The sequence below is a fragment of the Actinomycetota bacterium genome (assembly GCA_030682655.1).
In the GTDB taxonomy this organism is placed as follows: Bacteria; Actinomycetota; Coriobacteriia; order Anaerosomatales; family JAUXNU01; genus JAUXNU01.
The window spans coordinates 17,994-32,249 of sequence record JAUXNU010000172.1; the positions used below are offsets into that span (position 1 = coordinate 17,994).

14 protein-coding genes are annotated in these 14,256 nt (G+C 63.8%); 6 read left to right on the forward strand and 8 right to left on the reverse strand.

Annotated elements, in window-relative coordinates; all coding sequences use genetic code 11:
• Positions 1-178 precede the first annotated feature (178 nt).
• The gene (locus tag Q8K99_11100) at positions 179-1,510 is read left to right on the forward strand and encodes a cyclic 2,3-diphosphoglycerate synthase (protein ID MDP2183101.1); all 1,332 of its coding nucleotides are present in this window, start codon (positions 179-181) and stop codon (positions 1,508-1,510) included.
• Positions 1,511-1,683: 173 nt separating this feature from the next.
• Entirely contained in the window at positions 1,684-2,256 is a 573-nt protein-coding gene (locus Q8K99_11105) for a hypothetical protein (GenBank protein ID MDP2183102.1), read from the forward strand.
• A gap of 15 nt (positions 2,257-2,271) precedes the next feature.
• Here the strand turns inward: Q8K99_11105 and Q8K99_11110 are convergent, their stop codons facing one another.
• Together Q8K99_11110 and Q8K99_11115 are read right to left on the reverse strand one after the other, a co-directional pair.
• Positions 2,272-3,171 carry a universal stress protein gene (locus tag Q8K99_11110; GenBank protein ID MDP2183103.1) on the reverse strand — a complete coding sequence of 300 codons (900 nt, stop codon included), beginning with the start codon at positions 3,169-3,171 and terminating at the stop codon, positions 2,272-2,274.
• Between the two features lie 121 nt (positions 3,172-3,292).
• A complete protein-coding gene (locus tag Q8K99_11115) occupies positions 3,293-4,186 on the reverse strand; it encodes an alpha/beta hydrolase (GenBank protein ID MDP2183104.1) in 894 nt (297 codons plus the stop codon).
• A 232-nt stretch (positions 4,187-4,418) separates the two neighbouring features.
• Here Q8K99_11115 and Q8K99_11120 point away from each other — a divergent pair, with 232 nt between their 5' ends.
• Positions 4,419-4,613: a hypothetical protein gene (locus tag Q8K99_11120; protein ID MDP2183105.1), complete on the forward strand. Its 195-nt coding sequence runs from the start codon at positions 4,419-4,421 to the stop codon at positions 4,611-4,613.
• On the opposite strand, the gene Q8K99_11125 is transcribed toward Q8K99_11120, so the two are convergent.
• Positions 4,610-6,013 carry a hypothetical protein gene (locus Q8K99_11125; protein MDP2183106.1) on the reverse strand — a complete coding sequence of 468 codons (1,404 nt, stop codon included), beginning with the start codon at positions 6,011-6,013 and terminating at the stop codon, positions 4,610-4,612. The genes Q8K99_11120 and Q8K99_11125 overlap by 4 nt on opposite strands.
• Before the next feature lie 101 nt (positions 6,014-6,114).
• On the opposite strand from Q8K99_11125, the gene Q8K99_11130 reads away from it, so the two are divergent.
• Together Q8K99_11130 and Q8K99_11135 are read left to right on the forward strand one after the other, a co-directional pair.
• Complete coding sequence (locus tag Q8K99_11130; GenBank protein ID MDP2183107.1) at positions 6,115-7,392, forward strand: diguanylate cyclase; 1,278 nt, start codon at positions 6,115-6,117, stop codon at positions 7,390-7,392.
• 28 nt (positions 7,393-7,420) lie between these two features.
• Entirely contained in the window at positions 7,421-8,488 is a 1,068-nt protein-coding gene (locus Q8K99_11135; GenBank protein ID MDP2183108.1) for an MFS transporter, read from the forward strand.
• Between the two features lie 3 nt (positions 8,489-8,491).
• On the opposite strand, the gene Q8K99_11140 is transcribed toward Q8K99_11135, so the two are convergent.
• The 5 genes from Q8K99_11140 to Q8K99_11160 are packed head-to-tail and all read right to left on the reverse strand — an operon-like array spanning position 8,492 to position 12,295.
• On the reverse strand, positions 8,492-8,629 hold the full coding sequence (locus Q8K99_11140; protein MDP2183109.1) for a hypothetical protein: 138 nt from the start codon (positions 8,627-8,629) through the stop codon (positions 8,492-8,494).
• 27 nt (positions 8,630-8,656) lie between these two features.
• Positions 8,657-9,721 (reverse strand): ABC transporter permease, encoded by a 1,065-nt coding sequence (locus Q8K99_11145; GenBank protein ID MDP2183110.1) that lies wholly within the window; start codon positions 9,719-9,721, stop codon positions 8,657-8,659.
• Positions 9,718-10,965 (reverse strand): ABC transporter permease, encoded by a 1,248-nt coding sequence (locus tag Q8K99_11150; protein MDP2183111.1) that lies wholly within the window; start codon positions 10,963-10,965, stop codon positions 9,718-9,720. Before Q8K99_11150 ends, Q8K99_11145 begins: the two co-directional genes overlap by 4 nt.
• On the reverse strand, positions 10,962-11,825 hold the full coding sequence (locus tag Q8K99_11155) for an ABC transporter ATP-binding protein (GenBank protein MDP2183112.1): 864 nt from the start codon (positions 11,823-11,825) through the stop codon (positions 10,962-10,964). The genes Q8K99_11150 and Q8K99_11155 overlap by 4 nt, the downstream gene beginning before the upstream one ends.
• Positions 11,822-12,295, reverse strand: a complete 474-nt coding sequence (locus Q8K99_11160; GenBank protein MDP2183113.1) for a MarR family transcriptional regulator — start codon at positions 12,293-12,295, stop codon at positions 11,822-11,824. The genes Q8K99_11155 and Q8K99_11160 overlap by 4 nt, the downstream gene beginning before the upstream one ends.
• Positions 12,296-12,739: 444 nt before the next feature.
• Between Q8K99_11160 and Q8K99_11165 the strand changes: the two genes are divergently transcribed.
• Positions 12,740-14,095, forward strand: a complete 1,356-nt coding sequence (locus Q8K99_11165) for an IS1182 family transposase (protein MDP2183114.1) — start codon at positions 12,740-12,742, stop codon at positions 14,093-14,095.
• Positions 14,096-14,256: the final 161 nt, after the last annotated feature.

The window sequence follows — 14,256 nt, forward strand, 5'->3', positions numbered from 1 at the left end:
TGCTGTCTGTGACGACCTTGACGGAAGCGGCCACATGACCCCCTACGAAGAATGCGGCCCTCAAAGCCGCTGGATGCCTTTGGGGATTCTACCCTAGTGCGCTATGCGGTGCGCCGCTATCATCGGGGAACATACGTACATAGAATCGACGCGATAGTGCATATCGTGAGGAGAACACATGAATCGCAGACGCATCGTCATCATGGGTGCCGCAGGGCGTGACTTCCATAACTTCCAGACCTGCTACCGCGACGATTCAACCGTCGAGGTGGTCGCGTTTACCGCGAACCAGATTCCGGGCATAGCAGGTCGCCCGTTCCCGGCGGACCTTGCCGGGCCCCTGTACCCAGACGGCATTCCGATCCTTGACGAAAGCGAGCTGCCGCGGCTCATCCGCGAGCACGATGTGCAGAGCGTGGTCTTCGCATATAGCGACATCGCGCACGAGGACGTGATGCACCGCGCGTCGCTCGTTCTGGCTTGCGGCGCCGACTTCGAGCTCCTTGGTCCGGCACGTACGATGATCCCGTCGACCAAGCCGGTCGTTTCGGTGTGCGCGGTCCGCACGGGCGTGGGCAAGAGCGGCATCTCCAAGTACGTCTGGGAGCTCCTGCGTGAGCGCGGGCTGACAGCCGTGGACGTGCGGCACCCGATGCCATACCGCAACCTCTCGCGCATGAGGGTCGAGCGCTACGCGACCATCGAGGACCTCGACCGCTTCGGCTGCACCATCGAGGAGCGCGAGGAGTACGAGCACCTCGTCGCGATGGGTATCATCGTCTACGCGGGCGTCGACTACGAGGCCGTCTTGCGCGAGGCCGAGAAGGAAGCCGACGTCGTCATCTGGGACGGCGGCAACAACGACCTCCCGTTCTTCCGATCCGACCTTGAGATCGTCGCGCTCGACCCGCACAGGCTTGGCCACGAGCGTCGCTACCACCCCGGCGAGGCCAACTTCCTTCGCGCCGACGTGCTGGTCGTGAACAAGGTCGACTCCGCGCGACCCGAGGACATCGATGCCGTGATGGCCTCCGCCGCCGAGTTCAACCCCGGCGCGACCGTCGTCAAGACCGCCTCCGCGATCACTGCCGAGGAGCCCGAGCGGCTCGCAGGCAAGCGTGTCCTCGTGGTCGAAGACGGCCCCACCGTGACTCACGGCGGTATGGCATACGGAGCGGGTGCCCTTGCAGCGAGGCGATTCGGCGCGGAGCTGGCGGATCCTCGGCCGTACGCGGTGAAGTCGATCCGCGCGGCGCTCGAAGCGTACCCTCACCTCACCGACATTCTCCCTGCGGTGGGCTACTCTGCCGAGCAGCTCGCCGACTTGCAGGAGACGATTGCGGCGGTACCCTGTGACTTCGTGGTGATCGGCACGCCGATCGACCTCTCGCGCCTCATCGACATCCCACAGCCGACCGTGCGAGTGACGTACAGCGTCCAGGACGCCGGCTCACCCACGCTCGCTGACGTCATCGACCGATTCGTCGCCGACAACGGCCTCGGTGGGTAGCACCGCGACCGCAGGTCCCGGGACAGCTCCTTGGCAGGACACGGGCACGTTCGTGGGGCGGAAGACCGAACGTCAGATTGACGCTCATCACTGAGTCCTAAGCGTCCGATAGAGGAAACAGAAGGCGTGTGCCATGCGCGCGCAGATACGGATGACTCCAGGGAAGTAGCACCGTGCTCACGACAGTACAAGCCCTGAGCTTCGTCAGGCCCCACTACACACCTGACACCGAGTACCTCTTCCAGGTCCTGCTCAACACAACGTCGGTCGTCGAGGCGAATATCGCCCTCGACCTTCTCGTGAAAAGCGTCCCGGAGAAGCCTCTAGTCACTGCCGTGAACCTGCGTGAGGTCTTCAAGACCCTTCCTGCCTCCCCCTTCACCATGGCTGTCGACGAGAGGACGCTACTGCGCGTCACCGGGATGCAGAAAGACCTTGCCGTCTACAAGATCGCCACGCCAGACGACTACGAGGTCATAGTGACGACCGCGGGCAACCTGGTACTCGACCTGATCGTGAAACATGCGGGTGAGAAGCTCTTCTGGACGCCGGTTCCCCGTACCGAGGACTTCATCAACCCGAAGCTCGTGAAGCATCTGGTTGTGAGTGACTACCTTCTCACGCAGACGATCGAGATCGTCAAGGCGATGGGAATGGTGTTCAACCCCACGCTCTATCTCTCCTTGGACGACTGGCACCTGGAGTATGCGCGGGAGACCATGGAGGGTCTCGGCGACCTGTTCTGAGAGCGGCGTCCGCCCCTAGAGCACTTCCGCTTCAGTCGTATTCCCTTGCATGACCGCTGCCTCGGGCACGAGCAGTACCGGTACCTCCGACCGCTTGACGACCGAATCGCTGACTCCGCCCAGTGTTGACTGCCCACCGCCGCGCGAGCGGCCGTGCGAGCCCATTATCACCAGCGTGTAGCGCCCACTCTCCGCGCGCGAAGCGATCGCCTCGCTAGGCGAATCGAACACGATCTCCGTGTCAACCTCGTCAGCACCGAGCCGGAGAAGACACTCGCGCAGCTCGTTCAACCTGACAGCGTCCTTGCGATCGAATTCCGCGATAACGGCCGATGACTCCCCGGCAAGGTGCGTGCTGTCCTGCACATGCATGAGCGCATACCGTCGCGCGCCGCAGTCGACAAGGCCTGCCGCGACATCGAATGCCCGTTGCGCGCACTCCGAGAAGTCCGTCGCGCACAGTACGTGGCCAAGCAGATGTTGGCATGCCATCGCGTCCGGCCGAGAGAGAACCGCGGGCGACACGATGAGCACCGGCGTGTCGCTGAAGGTCAGGATGTCCGAGGACACGCTTCCTGAAAACGGTGTCGAGTAGATGCCCTTGCCATGAGAGCCGACCACGATCAGCGAGGCTCCGTGGCGGCGCGTGATGTCCTGCAAGGAGTAGGCGGGAAATCCCACCGTTGCTTCGACGCGCACCTGCAGACCACTCGTCTCAAGCGTCTCGATCTGGCGCTCGAACGCATGCCCTTGTTCCTGGCCGACATCAGGACCGTCCGGATTGTCGGAGAACACATCAACGACGTGCGTCAGAACCACTTCGCGCACACCGACAGAGCTGAGACCGGCCGCACAGGCAACGAGAGAGGCCGAGTCTGCCGTCAGGTCCGTGCACACGACTGCCTTGTCAAACACGGCTCCTCCATCTTCGCGACTGGCGACAAGACCCTTTGCCTACAAGAAACGCACGTGACGCACCGCCCGATACGCCGGCGCCCGGTCACCATTGTAGTCGCTCCGACCCTGGGTGACGCGGTCACGCCCCAAGGACGGCACGCAGCCACGCGACCATGGTCTCGCTTTCTGCACAGCCATCTCCAAGGAACATGCGCACGAGGTCGGCATGGTGCGCCGAGTCAGCCACCACCAGCTCCGCAGCACTCGGGCGCAGGGCGTTTGTCTGCTCGACGTACGATCGCGATGCGTCGACGGGAACCAGCGGGTCATGAGCGCCATGAACGGCGAGTACGCGGAAGCGGTGCTGGCGCGAGATGCGGCACACCGGATCTGCCTCGTCCCAGATGGGGCCACGGGCAGATCCCATGAGTTCCTCGATAAGCCCACACATGCCGCCGCCGCATGCGACCTCGAGGTCGAGCGGGCCGCTCACGAGAAGCAGTCCGGACAGCTCAACGCCGCACGGCGGTCGATCGCCGGAAACACGCGGATCCGCTGCCGCGAGCGCAGCAAGGTGCGCCCCGGCCGATTGGCCTCCGATCACCCCGGCGCGCATCGGTCCACCAAACCCGACTGCGGTCTCACACGCGGCCCGGTAGCCTGCGATGCTGTCCTCCAGCTGAGCCGGATAGCGACTGCCCGGCGCATGACGATACCCGCCGACCGCCGCCGGGATACCTCGACCTGCCAGGAATCGCGCCATGAAGCGATAGCTTCCGGCATCTCCGCTTTGCCAGCCACCGCCGTGCAGGAGATACGCGAAGCCTGCGACAAGTGGCTCAGAGGGCATAGAGAACACCAGGTACTGACGCTCGTCATCGCCGAACTGGACACGTCGCTCTTCGACGTCGCTTGGCAATGCTGCATCGCCGAAGGCCGCCATCGCATAGACGCCCGGGCGCGACGCGAACTCCGCGATGTCCCAGGCCAGGCGCTCGTCCGAGTCCGGGGTCACCCGGCGTGCTTCGGTCACATGCACTCCTTTCCGAACCATCCGGACTTGCAGACGTCGCTGACCGCTCCGGGCGGTTCGATCTACTCTCAGACGGTACCCCTTAATCGGTCAGGACGCGAAACGGCACGGTGGCCGCCGTCAGAATCCGGAGGTATCTCGCGTGTACCGTGAACGGTGTCGAGAACTCCGGTCATAAGGGGTATAAGTGTGACGGCACGCGATACCGTGTGCCCGCAAGAGGGGGTGCACGATGACTCATCCAGACTCGCAGAGCGACGGGACCATCCCTGTTCGGGAAGCGGTCCATGAGCACGTGCTTGCGGACCTGCGCGACGTTGCGTCGCGCGCTGCGGACACAGCCACAGAGCTCTACGTAGCCCAGGAACACGAGAGCCGCAACACCCGCTTTGATAAGGCGCTCGAACGCGCCTGTGAGGCCGTCTAGGACTTCTCGAACTCAGCACGAGGGATTGGCCCCTCTTCACCCAGGTCGACTGCAACGATTGCGGCGGCACGGCGCAGTTCACCGTACTCCCGCTCGAGATACGCTCGCGCAACCCGCAACCGCGGATGCGCGGGAAGCCCGTCGATCTCCACTAAGACCGTCGCGGCGTCATGCAACCTAACGCGCTTCCATTCGCGCCACACCCCATCGCCGACCAGAGTGCCTAGCACGTCGCGAGTACGGTCTTCAGCGCGATACGCGAAGTGAGGTCCGAGACCGCGTTCGACTACTGGCGCGCGGAACTCGCGCGAGCGCAGGCTGGCACGGACGTCTTCGGCAAGGCGGCCCTCGATGTCGACCACGACGTCGGGCGAACTCGAGGCGAGCACAACGCCAAGGAGCGCTTCCGCATCCAGTACCCCCACTTCACACACGTCTGGCGGTAGTCCGATCCTGGCAAGCAGCGGAACCACATCGCGTGTGAACGGCTCGCGAACGAGTGCTCCAGGGAACCTCTCCGGCTCGAGCCCGCCAACGACTTCGCGAAGCCTTTCCACCGGTTCACGGAAGCTGCCCGAATCATGCGATCTGAGCGCGGCAAGACGGAACTCCAGAAGCGCCTGCGCATGCGCCCCGTCGGCCTCGAGACGGGCCGCGTGCGCCGCAAGCAACTGCGATGCACGGGGATTGCGCCGCAGGAGAACGAAGACGTCGGATGTCGAAACCCGTGCAATGCCGGAGAGTGCAGCCCTCACAGCTCGCCCGGTGCGCACCGAATTGCGCACCTGCCACGCGAAGTAGACCCCGACTGCACTCGTGTAGCCGAGAGAGGCGGCCCGCATGTCCTGCGACCACCCTCCGCGCAAGGCGGCCGCGACCGTCAGCAACGCCGCTCCACCGACGAGTGCGCCAAGGAGCCCGACCGTCCAGCCCAAAGGACGCGACGCGAGCGACGGCGCAGGCTGCGGGTCGAATGCCTCGGCGGAACGATCGAGTAGCGGAACGTGGCCCTGAAACACGACTGCGGCATCGAGCAACTGCGAGTAGGAATCCCATTGCACAAGCCACGCGACCCACGCGGCTACAAGGAAGCCCGTGCCCGCGCTCGCTGCACCCCAGAGGTCCGCCGCCCCGAGTCCGACGAGCGCACCCACAGCTCCGACCAAGCCGGATGCTACGAACAGAACAGGCGGATGGACGGGGTCATAGTGCTCGAGCCGGTCGAGAGCTGCAAACGCGTCCATTCGCGTCCGGCGCTCGCCGATCCACGCAGCCACAAGGAGGGCACCCCCGACGATCGCCCCGATCCACATGATCGCAGCCAGTGCCCCTCCTCGGCCGGATTCCGTGCGAGAACTACATCTCCAGGTTATCATCAGCAGCACTGGATCTTCGGTCATCCGGCGACTCCAACGCACCGCTGGCGGCTCCTTGGCCAAGGAAGGCGACGCACACCCTCCCGCGACGCGATTGCAGCGACAAGAAAGCCCGGAGACACCGAATGGCGACGATAGAAGAACTCCAGGACGGAGGCGCACACGGCCTGTCTGTGTTCCGGTTCCAGATTGCAGCACTCGTCGGGCTCTACACAATCATCGTCTTCGGGGCACTGTACCTGCAGGCGCGCTCATCGACGGTGGAAGCACTGCGTTCCCAGGGCGAGTCCTACTTCTACCTTGTCGTCACCACCCGCGCGTGGAATTCGCAGCACGGCGGCGTATGGGTCGAGAAACGTCCGGCTGTGGAGACGAACCCCTACTTGGCCAAGATGGGGATTCCCGCCGACCTTCGCACCGAGAACGGTGTGGACCTCACTCTTCGTAATCCCTCCGCTATGACGCGCGAGGTCTCCGAACTCACCGACATCGGCTTCGGGGTGACTTTCCACCTCACCGGCAAGGACCCAGTGAACCCCGGCAACGCACCCGATTCCTGGGAACACGCTGCGCTCGATGCCTTCGAGGCCGGTGAGTCGTCCGCCGAGACCTTCGACCGGACATCTGACACCCCTGTCTTCCGGTACATGGAGCCCTTGATCGTCGAGGAGTCATGCTTTCAGTGCCACGGAGAGCAAGGCTACAAGGTCGGCGACGTACGCGGAGGGCTGAGCATCAGCATCCCGACCAAGCAAGTAGACGATACGCTTCGCAAGACCGCGACGAATCTCGGGATGCTCGCAATACTCACGCTGGGCGTAGCCGTCGCTGTCAGTCAGGCATTCGTGACTCAACTCCGTCGTCGCCTCGATGTCGCCAACAGTCTGCTGTCTTCGATGGCCGTTACCGACGATCTGACCGGGGTCGCCAACAGAAGGGCCATCATGGCCAGGCTGACGCAGGAGTTCTCACGCTCGAAACGCTCCTCGGAGCCACTCAGCCTAGTCGCGCTCGACATCGACCGCTTCAAGCGCATCAACGATCAGCACGGCCACGCCGTAGGCGACGCGGTGCTCAAGGAAGTCGCCGCACGCATGGGCGACTCTCTGCGCGAATACGACGGCTTCGGCCGAACCGGGGGCGAGGAGTTCCTTGTGATCGCACCCGAAACAGATTCCGAGGCAGCCCTGCGCCTAGCCGAACGAGTGATCTCGCAAGTGCACGCGGGGCCGGTATCCGTGGGCGATCTGGAGCTGACGGTAACCGCCAGCGCCGGCGTCGCAACCATCGATAGCCGCGACGAACGCGGTGACGACCTGCTCGCTCGAACTGACCTGCAGCTCTATCGGGCAAAAGCCGCCGGTCGGGACTGCGCGCGGGCGGGCGAACCGCGCAAGGCGTGACACACAGCCGTGACATATTTCGGGCGTTCTGGTCGACCGCTACGGTCCCCGTCGCGTACTGGTCTTCGGGGAGCTCCTGTTCGTGCCGGCGGCGTTGGCGCTCGCACTGGCCGACACCCTGCCCCAACTGACCGCAATCGTCGGGCTCTGGGCTCTGGCAGGCGCACCGGTCGTCACGTCGAGCGCATCTTTCGCCCCCTACCTCGCACAGCCCGGCGAACGCCTCGAGCGCCTGAACGCATGGATCGAGGGAGCCGGTTCCGCCGCCTTCGTGATGGGCCCGGCCGTGGGAGCGCTGATCGTGCGCTACGGGAACGTGAACTGGGTGTTCGTCCTCGATGCGGCCACCTCCCTCGTTGCAGCGCTCCTCGTCGCGCGGGTGACGCTGACTCTCCCAAAACGCGAGACGGCCGAGAAACGGCATGCTCTTGCCGAACTGACCGAGGGAGCACGAACGGTCTATTCACTGCGCAGCGTGCGCTACTACGTGCTTGCCGGCAGCGTGGTCTGGATGGCGTTCGGAGCGTTCGGGGCCCTCGAACCGCTCTTCTTCCGCGACGTGGTCAAGACCGGAATAGAACAGATGGGCTGGATCAACTCGATCTTCGGCCTAGGTTTCGTGGTAGGTGCGATGCTGCTGCCGCGTCTACCGCGCAAGCTCATCTCCGCGCGCGGGCTTGCGCTCATGCTCTCGCTCACGGGTCTCGGCACCATCGCATACGTTGGCTCTCCGGACCTGCGCATCATCGCGACCGGCGCGTTCGGTTGGGCTATCGTCATTGGCGTGCTCGAACCACTGCTGCGCACGCTCATCCACCGCGATTCGCCGCACAGACTCGTAGGGCGTGTGATGGGAACGGCCGAGGTGCACCGGAGGATGGGTGAGCTGCTGCCCCTCGCCTTCGCGCCGGCACTCGCGACGCGCTTCGGCGTGCAGACGGTCCTCATCGGCGGTGGCCTGCTATCGACACTCATCGGTCTGCTGTCATTTGGCGAGGCTCGGAAGATCGATCGCGAGCTTGCCATCTGCGGCATTCCCGATGTCGAACTGCAGGGACTCAAGGCCTCCGACGAGCCGATATCGCCCAACCCGTAGGTCCTAGTCCTCCTCGGCGAGCCTGCGCTCCCGCTCCTTCTTCTCCTTCATGCTCGCGAGCATCTTCTTGCCGACGACGATCTTGATGTAGCCGATCACGACAACACCGACAGCAATCAGCACCCACCAGTACCATGCCATCGTGCCCACCTCCTTCGCACCTGGCTCCTACTGCGCTGCCATCTGCGCCTGAACGCGGCGGGCGACCAACCCGACAAGCGGGATGAGCGCGATCGTGATGCCCACGGCAACGGTGAGTTCGACCCACACCTCGCTGATGGAGCCACCCATGATCGACACCTGCCAGATGGGCTCGAGAATCCAGTAGAGCGGGAAGAGCTTCGCTATCCATTGCGGCCACTCCGGGAAGATGTAGAAGAGCGTGGGGGCGAACAGGAAGATGCCCAACCCTTTCACCATGCCGAACATGATCGTCGAGTCCTTGGCGAACGTGCCGATGAGCAGTCCGATCATCGATGAGAGGCCCGCTGCGACGATCACGACGACGAGCACCTGGAGCCAGTTCGTCCCGAATGCCTTGTTCAGGGCAAGCGTGGCTGCAGCCAGGACCGTGGCAAGCAAGGTGCCGAGAGCCCATTTCGCGGTGAGAACGTCGGCGATCCTGGCGGGCGTCACGAGCATGGCCATGAGCGTGCCCTGCTCCTTCTCCTCGACCAGATTCGAGCCGGGTACGAAGATGCCGGCCATCACGAGAGCGTAGAACACGATGACCGGCACGAGCCGGACCGAGATAGGCAGACCAGCGGTACCGTAGCTGACCACGTCCACCGTGACGGGCGCAACACTCCCCTCGAGCTCTCGCACCAGGTCGATCGCCGTGACGCTCAAGATGATGCGATTCGAGGCAAGACTCTCGCCGCCGATGAAGAACTGGAGGTCAGGTCTGTCACCGTTCTTGACCGCAGCATCGAACCCGGCGGGAAGAACCAGACCGGCGTCGAGGTCGTTCGCCTCGACCTTGGTCTTGAGTTCCTCGGCATCGTCGAGCAGCGTGAGCGTGATGCCGTCCATCTTCTCGACCTGCGAGGTGATCTCGGAATTGCCATCGTCCACGATGCCCAACCGCGGCTCGGGGCTGAAGAGCGAACCGAACGTGACCTGCAGTATCAGAGTTATGGCGAAGGGAAGAACGATCGCCCACAGGAAGATGGGTGAGCGTGGTCCGAGCGCCAGGTCCTTGCGCAAGACCCTCCATGTGAGTTTCGGACTCATAGTGATTCCACCTTCCGCTTCAGCGCGAACAAGCCGGCTCCGAACAGAAGAACCAGCCACGCAGCGGCGTATGCGAGCGACCCTGCCGAATCGGACCACGTCGCGCCGTAGTTGAACGCACCGACGAGCGTGTTGATGACCGGATACGTGGGAATCGCCTGCACCCACGTCGCCGCTGTGCCGGGGAACATCACCGAGAACGACGGGATGAGCAGCGGGATCGTGAACAGCATGGAGTAGAAGAGCTGGCCCATGAAGTCCTTGCCCGAGGAGCCCACGAAGAGCGCCACGCCCGTGAACATCATCGAGCCCATGAGCAACACTGCCAATACGAGCGACCAGTTCTGACCCGTGAGCCCTCCGACCAGCAGGAGGATGAGCAACCCCTGGCCCAGCGACATCGCGGTGCCGAAGATCGTCTTGGCCAGAAGGAAGTCGCTGATCTTGGCAGGCGTCACGAGCACCGCAGTCACCGTCCGCTGCAGCACTTCCGTCGAGACGAGCGATGCCATCGAGAATGTCTCCATCAGCAGCACCATGAAGATGAGCATGGGGCGCAACTTGTCCTTGATGCTGACCTGATCTCCCGCGCGGTCCGTGCCGAGCACGATCGACTGCTCGTCAGCCATGGTGACCGGAAGCTGCTTGCCCGCCAGCTGATAGGCCGCTTCCCGCACGAAGCTCGTCATCGCACCCTGGATCTCCTCGGGGACGTTGGCGTCAGAGTAGACAGTCACTGTCACGCCGCTCTTGGCGGCGGCGACATCGGCGATGAAATCCTTCGGGAATGCTATTCCAATGTCGAGTCCGAGCTTCTCGGCATCTTCCGGCTTGGGATCGTCGATCTCCGTATCGCGCAAGATCAGCGTGCCGTCGTCAGTGCGCCAGGCCTCAAGCTTGCCCTCGACGACCTTCTGCATGTCGGCCTCATTGTCGAACTCGATGAGAAGCAGGCCCTCCTGCTCCTCGCTCAAGTCCGCCTGGTCGAGTTCAGCGAGCTGCTCATCGGTGGCGCCCATGGCCTTCAGCGAGTCCTTGGCGTCCTCGATCATCGACGTGACCGGCGGCGAGACGGCGAGTGTGATCGTCTCGTTGACCTTCGTCGGCAGGAACGTATACATGATCGGTATCACGATCAGCACGAGCAAGGTCAGGAACAGGTATATCTTGTCCCGCGAGTATGCTTTCAGCTCCTTCTTCAGGAGCGCCCCGACGATCGCGGGGCGTGAGATCGGGCGGCTCATCCCTCCAGCCCCCTGCCGGTCAGCTCGATGAAGATCGCTTCCAGCGTGGCCTCCTCGGTATGGATCGTAAGGAGGTCGGGGGACGCCGCGAGTTCCGCAAGCTTGGCCGAGGAGTCATCCCCGGCAAGCGCGATATGCTCTTCGCGGACTCCATCACCATCGCGCAGACGCACCTTCACGGAGCGGGTCCCGTACTTGAGCTTCAGATTCTCGGCAGTGTCCAGCGCGACGATCTCGCCGTCATTGAGAAACGCCACGCGGTCCGACAGCTCATCCGCCTCGAACATATCGTGCGTGGTGAGCAGAACGGCCGCTCCACGCTCCGCCTCCTCCTTGATGGTCTTGCGAATCGACGCCGAGGTGACCGGGTCTAGTCCGTCGGTCGGCTCATCGAGGAAGAGCACCGTGGGCTTGTTGATGAAGGCGCGGGAGATCATCATGCGCTGACGCATGCCTTTGGAGAAGCTGTGTACGCGGTCCTTGGCACGATCTGCGAGACCGACGCGGCGCAGAACCTCCATGCTGTCCGCGTCCTTGATGCCGAAGAGCGACGCGAAGAAGTCCAGGTTCTCAAGCGCGCTCATGTTGAGGTAGAGATTCTTCTCCTCGAAGCACACGCCGATCTTCGCCTGGATCTCCGGATCATCCTTGGCGATGTCCTTGCCAAGGATGCGAGCCACCCCGCTCTTGGGCGTGATCTGTCCGGTGAGCATCTTGATAGTCGTAGACTTGCCGGCCCCGTTCGGGCCGAGGAACCCAAGAATCTCGCCGGGCTGGACATCGAAGCTGACTCCCTTGACCGCTTCGATATCGCCGTAGCTGAACGAGATGTTCTCGACCTGGATCGCAGGTCCGCTCATCGTCGGTCCCCCTTCGTCGTCTTCCACTTCTCAAGCATCTTCCCGTACTCATCTGCCGCGAACGCGTACATATCGCGCACCTCAAGCAACCGATCTCGCTCCAGCGGCGTCTCCCCCACGAGCGCCAGGCCCTCCTCGGCCAGGTTGCGCATGTCGTCGAGCAGTCCGCGCTTGGCTTCGAACCCGCGTTCCCATACGCCCGGACTCATCTCGTACGACAGCTCTCGCGAACCCCGGCGATGCTTCTTGGTGATGAGCCCCACACCGGCGAGAAGTTGCGTCGCCTGACTGATGGACGCCTTGCTCGCGTGAAGCGCCTCGACAAGCTGTGAAGTCGTCTGTTCAGGTGGGTCGCACACAAGTAGCCATCCCATCACTCGACCAGAGGTCCTCGGGAGTCCGCTGTCGGCCATGAGCGCACCGAACTCGTCGACGACGTGCATGAGGGCTTCGTTGTCTCGCCCGGGCATGGTTCGCCTCGCTCTCAAACATGGAGAAGAACGGGTCGGACAGTCGCATTGGTATTTCCAACATTCAGTATGTTCTAAACGTTCCGTATGTCCATATGTATCCGAAAGCACACGGATTCGTCGCTGACTACTCCTACCCGAGCAGCGGAGCATTCATCGGCTTCGAAATCACCGGGTCGACGGCCTACCATGGGAGTAGGAACTGGCAGCCATGGTGGAGACCGGCGAGCCATTCTGCGCCGAGTGCGGGAGCGCCTCCCCTGACACTGCGCGGCTCTGCCCGAAGTGCGGTGCCCCGAGGAGCGCCGAAGCTGTTCTTGTGTCGCGAGGCTGCGGTCGGACAGGTCAGCACTAGGAGCCTGTCGGGAAAAAGTTGCCGCGCCCTGGCCCAGGTGATGGTGCCCCCGTAGAATGGTGTCGACGGCGAGACGGAAGGTCGACACCATGGCCCGAGAGTTCCTGCCCTACGATCCTGACCAGCTCTTCCTCCTTCCCCCGAGCATGCGGGAGTGGGTGCCCGAGGATCACCTGGTCTGGTTCGTCTCCGATCTGGTGGACTCCCTCGATCTTTCCGGCATCCTCTCCGTCTATGAGAAGAGCGACATGCGGGGCCGCCCCGGTTACAACCCGGTCATGATGACCAAGCTGCTGGTGTACGCCTACGCGGTCGGCAAGCCCTCCTCCAGGGCGATCGAACGGGCCTGCTTCGAGGACATCCCCTTCCGCGTGCTGTCCGCCGACAACCACCCCGACCACACGAGCATCGCCGACTTCCGCAAGGCTCACCTCGCGGCGCTTGCCGGTCTGTTCGTGGCTGTGCTCGTGCTCTGCAGGCAGGCGGGGCTGGTCAAGCTGGGTCACGTGGCGCTGGACGGCACCAAGGTCAAGGCCGGCGCATCCAAGCACAAGGCCATGAGCTACGGTCGCATGTGCACGGCTGAGACCGGCCTCGAAGCCGAGGTCGCCCGCCTGCTCACCGAGGCCGAGACGGTCGACGCCGAGGAGGACGCGCACCACGGCCCCGGCCGTCGCGGCGACGAGCTGCCCGTCGAACTCGCCACGCGCGCGAGCCGGCTGGAGAGGATACGCGCGGCCAAGGCGGCCCTGGAGGCCGAGGCGCGCGAGAAGGCATCAGCCGGGGTCGAGGAGGCGGAGAAGCGAGTAGCCGAGCGTGAGCGCAAGGAGGCCGCACATGGCGGGAGGCTCCCCGGGCGCCGTCCATCAGTCCCGGACCCCGACGAGGCCAGACCCCGCGACAGGGACCAGCGCAACTTCACCGACCCCGACTCCCGCATCATGGTGGACGGTGCGACGGGCTCGTTCGTGGCTGCCTACAACGCGCATGCCGCCGTGGATGAGGACTCGCAGATCATCGTGTGCGCATCGGTGACGCAGCAGGCGAACGACAAGCTGGCCCTCCTCCCGCTGCTCGAACAGATCGAGGGACACCTCGGCGCACTGCCCAAGCATGCGTCCGCGGACTCGGGGTTCTACAACGAACTCGTCCTGGCTGATCCGAGGCTCACGGGCGTCGAGTGCTACGTGCCGCCGGAGAGGCGGATACGGACACCGCTCTCAGACACCATGCGTGAGAAGCTCGCCAGCAAGGCCGGCGAGGCCGTCTACAGGAAACGCAAAGCGATCGTGGAACCGGTATTCGGGCAGATCAAGGAGGGTCGTGGCTTCAGACGCTTCAGCTTCCGGGGACTGAGAGCCGTGAGTCAGGAGTGGGACCTCATCTGCCTGACCCACAACCTGCTCAAGCTCCACCGGGCCGGGGTGCGTCTGAGCCCCGTCTGACCAGGGCCAGAACCCGTCAGCAACGCCGAAGAGACGCCGATGGCGACCTTCCGCGCCGCGAAAGAGCGTCCAGCGCCCGATGTTGCGAGTTCAAGGGCCTTAGAAACGATCGACCTCCGTCGGCCACCTGAATCGCAGGCTATTTCCCGACAGGCTCCTAG

What these genes read in the sequence shown, in the direction of transcription:
- Q8K99_11160 (MDP2183113.1), bottom strand. Translation starts at nt 12,295, where the DNA reads ATGCCCGGGCGAGACAACGAAGCCCTCATGCACGTCGTCGACGAGTTC.
- Q8K99_11100 (MDP2183101.1), top strand. Translation starts at nt 179, where the DNA reads ATGAATCGCAGACGCATCGTCATCATGGGTGCCGCAGGGCGTGACTTC.
- Q8K99_11125 (MDP2183106.1), bottom strand. Translation starts at nt 6,013, where the DNA reads ATGACCGAAGATCCAGTGCTGCTGATGATAACCTGGAGATGTAGTTCT.
- Q8K99_11165 (MDP2183114.1), top strand. Translation starts at nt 12,740, where the DNA reads ATGGCCCGAGAGTTCCTGCCCTACGATCCTGACCAGCTCTTCCTCCTT.
- Q8K99_11140 (MDP2183109.1), bottom strand. Translation starts at nt 8,629, where the DNA reads ATGGCATGGTACTGGTGGGTGCTGATTGCTGTCGGTGTTGTCGTGATC.
- Q8K99_11145 (MDP2183110.1), bottom strand. Translation starts at nt 9,721, where the DNA reads ATGAGTCCGAAACTCACATGGAGGGTCTTGCGCAAGGACCTGGCGCTC.
- Q8K99_11120 (MDP2183105.1), top strand. Translation starts at nt 4,419, where the DNA reads ATGACTCATCCAGACTCGCAGAGCGACGGGACCATCCCTGTTCGGGAA.
- Q8K99_11155 (MDP2183112.1), bottom strand. Translation starts at nt 11,825, where the DNA reads ATGAGCGGACCTGCGATCCAGGTCGAGAACATCTCGTTCAGCTACGGC.
- Q8K99_11150 (MDP2183111.1), bottom strand. Translation starts at nt 10,965, where the DNA reads ATGAGCCGCCCGATCTCACGCCCCGCGATCGTCGGGGCGCTCCTGAAG.
- Q8K99_11130 (MDP2183107.1), top strand. Translation starts at nt 6,115, where the DNA reads ATGGCGACGATAGAAGAACTCCAGGACGGAGGCGCACACGGCCTGTCT.